Here is a 4094-nt window from a genome sequence, read left to right as displayed (position 1 = left end):
CTGTAATCATTTGACTACTCCTTAGTTAAAGACAAAACCGCCATTGACCGGAATATTTTGACCTGTCACAAAAGAGGACAAATCCGACAGTAGATACAATGCTGTTCCATTTAAATCTTGTGGAAGTTGCTGACGTTGAATCGCTCTTCCGTTGACATATAAATCGTGACGTTCTTGAGGTACATACTCGGTTGCTTCAACCAAAGTTAACCCCGGAGACAATGTGTTGACACAGATATTTGACTGCCCCAACTCTCTTGCCATTGAACGTGTCATGGCAACAATTGCACCTTTACTTGCCACATAAGCCATTAGATTCGGTGCGCCCCAAAGTGCTGTATCGGAAGCAACATTAATAATTTTGCCAGCAGCCGATTGCTTTAAATGGGGAACGCAGGCCTTACTGATCAGCCATGTGCCTTTCACATTAATATTCATGACCCGATCCCAAAGTTCAGGATCGTAATCAATCATATTTTTTCCACCGACATTGGTTGCCAGTGCCGCACAGTTCACAAGGCCATCTAGTCCTTGTAAAGTTTCCACACTTTTTACAACCGCATTTTCAATAGAGTCTGCATTGGCAAGGTCAACGGTGACAGCATGAACGTTTAGCCCTTGTTGCTGTAACGCTTGTGCTTCTTGTTGGACCAAGTCAGACAAAATATCTGCCATCACAACTTCAGCACCAGCCTCGGCAATGGCTTGAGCGAAATCTCGGCCTAAACCACGTGCAGCACCAGTTACTAAAACTTTTTTGCCTTGCAACAACGCTACATTAGCCATGAGCTTCTTCCTGCATCTCGATACGGTTTGATGCATTTAGCGCAGCAATTTTCTTTAATTGCTTCTCAGCTTCTTTTTTCATTAAACGACGTAAACGTGCAAGACCAACATCGTGTTGATAGAGGAACTCTTTTTCACGCGCATTTGGTGCAAGGTTTTCTAAAATAATTCGGTCTTGTTCCAATACATCCCAGTGCAACTGTTCTAAATGATTGCGATATAAGAAGCGCCATACATTACGTTGCCAGCCACTTACTTTACGACAGCGCCAAAAAAATACGCGAGTATTATTGGCATCAATTGGCGTTGCATAACCCACAATCCAGAATTCGCCACCTGGGCCAAATTGCTTACGGTATGGAATTGAAAGTCGTAACCAACTCGCACCTGTTGAACCATATTCAACCCAGTCGAAGTTCACACCTAATTGACCTTCTTTTTCAAAAATAAAGCCATTATCGGTCGTGCGGTGTTTCATCTCTGCGGTACGATCACCATCTGCCATCGAGTGCGATGTCGCATGTAAATAACTACCATGCATTGGGTCCATCACATTATCAATCGCGTATTGATGGTTTACTTTCCAGTCCGCTTGGCAAAGGAATGCACTCCACTCTTCGCTTGCAAGTTGCTCTGGGAACTCAAGCGGTTTTGGCTGTTCGTTTGCATCGATACCAAACCAGATGAAGATTGCGCCATGTTGCTCAATTACCGGATAGTTCTTTAGACATTTAGTTCCTGTCATTGGACATTCATGAACGGCTGGCACATCTGCAACCACACCATCGGCACGAACTTCAACACCGTGATACCAGCAAGCAACTCGGTCGCCTAAGTTCCAACCAAGTGAAAGACGCGCACCGCGATGCGGACAACGGTCTTCAAGTGCATGAACCTGACCTTCGGCATCACGCCAAACCACAATGTTTTCGCCTAAACGAGTAATTCCAACTGGATTAGCAGCGACTTCCCAACTTGCTAAAACCGGATGCCATTGGTCACGTAAACCAAGTTCTAAATATTCTTCAGCGCTTTGTGAAGTTGATACGATTGCGTTCATTTTATTCGTCCCTGAATCAATAACCTAAACGTTGCATTTCTTCTGTAAAGTTTGCAGAAGTCCATTCATCACCAGATTCACAGCGGAAACCCTGTTGATTAAGTGCAGAAACAACGTCATCTAACTCTGTTGCACCCGCAGAAAATGCCTGAATCAAGTTCTTTACAAAATCTTGTTCGTAGAGCGTTGGTTCTTTATAACGTGTTTGCCAAACCAACAATTCAGATTGACCAGGAATTTGAATATTGTTGATACCTGCTTCGGTTGCCGGCGTTGCATGAATCCAGCTTGCCAACTTTTCATTAAATGTCTTCATTGTTCTGCTTCCTTGTACATGTGAGGACTAGAGTTGAATTTGAATATCCTGTCCTTCAACACGAACTGGGTAAGTACATAGGTTTCTACACCCGGGTCCACTTTTTAGCTCACCTGTTTGAATGTCAAAAATTGCTTCGTGCAATGGACATTCAACAGTCTGATCTTCGATAAATCCTTCGGTTAATAAGGCATACGCATGAGGGCAAACATTTTCGATAGCAAAGTAATTTTCATCGACGAAAAATACGCCTATTTTTTTCCCTTCGATTTCGATGGCTTTCGGCTCATCTTCGCTAACGTCACCCTGCTGACAAACTGAGATCCAACTCATACCTTGCGTCCTCATTTTGTTTTATATACAAAACATAATTTGATTTTCAAAACACAGGCTAAGCATAATCCCCTTAATCATTTTTTGTCAAAGTAAAAATAAGTATAAAATTCATTAGCTTAATTAATTTTAAATATTTTGTTACGTTTCAAACAAGAAACAAAGTTTTAAATATAAAAATTGTTTTATGCATTTTTAACAATTACAATAGTTATAAAATAAAGCAGCATGCCCCAAATTGAATCATGTTTTATTTATAGGAAAATGACACGAATGAGCATAGCAATTGAAGAAGATTCGCAAGAATCAGAAACAACAAAAAATGATGATCGTTATTTAGTACCCGGACTTGTACGGGGTTTAGCTATCTTGCAAGCATTTAACCAACAAGCGCAAGAAATGACCATTACAGAAATTGCTGAAATTTTAGAAGTGAACCGTTCTAGTGCATTTCGTCTGATCTATACACTCGAATCTTGTGGCTATTTAAGAAAAGCATCTCAAAAAACTTATGCTCTCGATTCTAAAGTCATGGAGCTTGGTTTTAACAGTTTATCTAAACTTTCATTACTCGATTTATCGACACCATTAATGAAAGAACTACGTGACCAGACCAAACTTGCGGTACACCTTTCAATTTTAGAAGGCACTCATATTGTCTTTGTAAATAACATTCAGTCGATGGGAACCTTCACGAGCAACATTAGCTTAGGGACTCGCTGGCCTGCTCATGCAACCGTCATTGGTCAAATGTTATTGTCTGATTTACCTGAAACTGAAGTACGTCAGCGTTATCGTAACTTTGATGATTGGGATAGTTTTTCTGAACTGACGCCAACCAATTTAAAAACCCTATTACAAAGATTAGTCTATGTAAAAACCCAAAAAACCATGGTCAGCTGGGGTCATTACAATCATGATATGGCAGCCTGTGCGGCACCTATTTTTAAACAGTCAAACGGTAAAATGGTCGCTGTTATTTCAGTAAGTTGTCCAATTACCACTTACGATGAAAGAACATTTAAAGAAGATATTGCAAGCCTAGTCGTTGAAACAGCAAACAAAATTTCCAAATTTATTTATTAAAAAAAAGCGACGTTAAGTCGCTTTTTTTTGTGATTTTATTCCTTAAATTAAAAATTACACTTAAATACGTTCCCATTCATATCTTGAAAAATCAGTACCGAAAGGCTTTCTTTAATATCAAGTTTTAAATACTGCTGTTTAAATTGAACAACCGCATAAAACTCTTCAGCACCGTCATCTAAGCCAGTGGCAGAAATCTGGCTGCCTTGTGGGAAATTTTTGAGCCACGCGACATTATAAAAATCTGACACTGAACTAAATTCACAATACTGTTTTGGCTCTGCCATTATTTTTGCAGCAATCAGATCAAACTGTTGTTGTTTATAGACATCTAAGCTCAACAACATGATCACTCTCCAAACTAAAGCTGGTTAGAGGCTAAAAGCTGTTTCTTTTTAACTTTTTCCCATTGATACCAACCATAAGCTGCCATCAAAACAAATGCTGCATATAAAGCAGCTGTTAAAAATAAATCTTTATAGATAAACATGCCCACATAAATAATATCGACAA

General features: G+C 39.7%; 7 protein-coding genes. 1 reads left to right on the top strand and 6 read right to left on the bottom strand.

Translation table 11 applies throughout. The features are described from left to right. Positions 1–21 precede the first annotated feature (21 nt). The 4 genes from UC75_RS11425 to UC75_RS11410 are packed head-to-tail and all read right to left on the bottom strand — an operon-like array spanning position 22 to position 2495. Positions 22–786, bottom strand: coding sequence for an SDR family oxidoreductase (locus tag UC75_RS11425; protein WP_049837662.1), 765 nt, complete (start codon positions 784–786; stop codon positions 22–24). Continuing rightward, positions 779–1846 carry an aromatic ring-hydroxylating oxygenase subunit alpha gene (locus UC75_RS11420; protein ID WP_049837661.1) on the bottom strand — a complete coding sequence of 356 codons (1068 nt, stop codon included), beginning with the start codon at positions 1844–1846 and terminating at the stop codon, positions 779–781. Before UC75_RS11420 ends, UC75_RS11425 begins: the two co-directional genes overlap by 8 nt. Positions 1847–1862: 16 nt before the next feature. Continuing rightward, entirely contained in the window at positions 1863–2162 is a 300-nt protein-coding gene (locus UC75_RS11415; protein ID WP_049837660.1) for a recombinase-like helix-turn-helix domain-containing protein, read from the bottom strand. A gap of 27 nt (positions 2163–2189) precedes the next feature. Beyond that, positions 2190–2495 carry a non-heme iron oxygenase ferredoxin subunit gene (locus UC75_RS11410; protein ID WP_002117586.1) on the bottom strand — a complete coding sequence of 102 codons (306 nt, stop codon included), beginning with the start codon at positions 2493–2495 and terminating at the stop codon, positions 2190–2192. Between the two features lie 273 nt (positions 2496–2768). Here UC75_RS11410 and UC75_RS11405 point away from each other — a divergent pair, with 273 nt between their 5' ends. Continuing rightward, complete coding sequence (locus tag UC75_RS11405; protein WP_005303269.1) at positions 2769–3581, top strand: IclR family transcriptional regulator; 813 nt, start codon at positions 2769–2771, stop codon at positions 3579–3581. Between the two features lie 47 nt (positions 3582–3628). On the opposite strand, the gene UC75_RS11400 is transcribed toward UC75_RS11405, so the two are convergent. Beyond that, on the bottom strand, positions 3629–3928 hold the full coding sequence (locus UC75_RS11400) for a hypothetical protein (protein WP_049837659.1): 300 nt from the start codon (positions 3926–3928) through the stop codon (positions 3629–3631). A gap of 14 nt (positions 3929–3942) precedes the next feature. Beyond that, positions 3943–4094: nicotinamide mononucleotide transporter (locus tag UC75_RS21340; protein WP_228137353.1), on the bottom strand; the 152-nt coding region annotated here is incomplete at its 5' end.

Origin of the sequence: Acinetobacter sp. V2 (genome assembly GCF_001188385.1) — a bacterium.
Classification (GTDB): domain Bacteria; phylum Pseudomonadota; class Gammaproteobacteria; order Pseudomonadales; family Moraxellaceae; genus Acinetobacter; species Acinetobacter oleivorans.
Note: the sequence above shows the minus strand (reverse complement) of the source record. Positions and strands in the feature narration are given on the sequence as shown.